Source organism: Fibrobacter sp., assembly GCF_045131395.1.
Classification (GTDB): domain Bacteria; phylum Fibrobacterota; class Fibrobacteria; order Fibrobacterales; family Fibrobacteraceae; genus Fibrobacter.
This window is the reverse complement of record NZ_JBGUQY010000038.1, coordinates 1-2,128: the sequence shown is the minus strand read 5'-3', so window position 1 is coordinate 2,128 and position 2,128 is coordinate 1. Positions and strand designations below refer to the sequence as shown.

The 2,128-nt window shown below is 54.8% G+C and carries 2 protein-coding genes; both read right to left on the bottom strand.

Annotation, left to right across the window (positions count from 1 at the left end; all coding sequences use genetic code 11):
- Positions 1-197 precede the first annotated feature (197 nt).
- A complete protein-coding gene (locus ACJMNB_RS09570; RefSeq protein WP_405341846.1) occupies positions 198-1,610 on the bottom strand; it encodes a hypothetical protein in 1,413 nt (470 codons plus the stop codon).
- 181 nt (positions 1,611-1,791) lie between these two features.
- A partial coding sequence (locus tag ACJMNB_RS09565; protein WP_405341844.1) for a hypothetical protein occupies positions 1,792-2,128 on the bottom strand: 337 nt, incomplete at its 5' end.

Here is a 2,128-nt window from a genome sequence, read left to right as displayed (position 1 = left end):
CCGTGCAGCTTTTCCCGCGTGTGGTCTCGCCGCTCGGGTTCCAGTGTAACCCGCCCGCACGGACTCTGTCAAGTCCGTAGCCCAATACGGACTTTTTGCAAAAGTCCATTGGTCAAGGGGCTACGCCCCTTTGAACCCCCGCGCGGAATCATTGCGACTTTGCCTATCGTTTTCAAGGCAAAGCCGCAATTCCCGCGCTATGGCTGCCGCCCTCGCCTCGCGGCCTTGCCTCCGCCCCTCCCTCGTTGGGGGGCTTCGTCAACGCCGCTCTGCTCACCCGCTCCAAGGGTCTGCGCCCCTCGGAACTCCCGCTTGTATTTATACCACACGGCGCGCGATAGCCCGGTGCTCTCCATAAAGTCCTCGCAGGTGGCGGGCGGATAGCTCTTGATGAAGTCCTCCACCACTTGCCGGACGGACGGGCGGCCCGCCCATTCATAATTCGGATAGTCGATTTTCTGAACGGCGCGCGCTCTCTCTAAGTGTTTTTTCTGCGTGCGTCCGTTCCGCTTGTTCGCCGGAATTTCGATAGCCGTAAGCTTCTCGATTTCCTTCCGGGGAAAAGTCCGGAAGCATTCCTGATACAGCTCCAAGGCCGACGCGACGTCGTCCTCGGTGAAAGGGTTTTCTTTCGAAAGGCTGCTGAGCTGCGGGCGAAGTTCCTCCGCGTCCTCGCGCAACTCTTCAAGGCTTACGCCGGACTTCAAGGCGTAGATGGCGAGGCTCATAATATAAAAATATCGGTGGTGGACTTGGGCGAGCTGCCACTTGCCCTTCCACCAATCGTATAGAGCGCGGTTGCAAGTCCACCCCTTCCGCTTCCGTCCGAGTTCGATTCGCTGATGATACCACTCCGGCCATTTTTTCTTCGCCTCGGCCAAAGTCGTGCGCGAGTGGTAGAAGGTGTCCTTAATCCGGAATTCCTCCGGAACGAATTGGGAGAGGTATTCAAGCGAAACGCGGCCGCCGGTCAAGTAGGCCTTGACGGTCTCGCCGCGCTTCGTCCTGGATCCGACAAGCCGGAATCCTTGGTTAATGCCTTGGTATTGCCGCTGCTCTAGTCGCGATGTGTCGCCGTTCCAAATCAATTCAGTCAAAGCGTATTTTAAATCTTTCAATTCGCGCTGAATGTTCGGATAAAGCGGCACCGGAATTTCGAACACATAGTAAAGGTGAACGCCGCCGCCGGAATTGACTATGTAAGTCGGACGCGGCGCGCGTCCTCCAAGACCTTCCACCCAAGCTTCCCAAAAAAGCCGGATTTCCTCGCCGCCAACTTCGTCCAAGTCGAACACGAGCGCAAACATCTCGCGGGCGTTCGCCGCCGTTCTGTTTTTTCCAAAATACGAAATGCAAGACATAAACGCGGACTTCTTGTCGAGCTGCTTGCCGATTTCTTCAAGGCCGTCAAAAACCATCCGCGTATGTTTCCGGCCGTCCTCCATCTCGTAAACGATGAAGCCGTTACCCTTGCCCGTCCGCTCGTAGTCGTCCAGCTTTCCGGCCTCGGCCTCAAAGCTTCCCTCCGGAAAAATGTCGCGGTAAAACTCGGAGAATTTCACCTCCGGAAACTGCTGCAGCCACTTTTCCTTCTCGTCATAAAGCCCCATCGTTTCCCCCCAAAACCCCCCGCTAGGGGGCGTATATTATCAATACATTTATAGACTTTTGGTAAAAAAGTCAATAGACCCACAGTCATAGAACTATGACCCACACAAAACATTCAAAGATGGCCCTAGGATTGCGCCTGGCGCGTTCTTGGAGGCGGGTTGATGATATAACACTCCCTCGCTATTCGCCCTCTTTCACATCGTCCTTGACGCAAGCGGGAGCGGCGGGCGAGTCGCGCAACATTTGCATTAAGTCGCCAAGCAAGTCGTAAATTTTATTTTTTTTATCGTGCAGCCGGCTTGGGTGAAAGCGGAGCACTTCGTCAAACTCGTCAAGCTGCTTTCGCGTGTTGTTAAGCGCGTTGTAAAACTTCCAAAAATCTTCCTCGCTCATAACCTCTTCAAAGCACTTTCCCATTTTTGCATCCTCCTCAATAGCCGTAGCCGCCGGAAGAGCGGCGGAGGCTCCTCTGCTTCTGCTTCCGGATTTTTTCCGCTTGCTCGAAATTGGAGGCGCC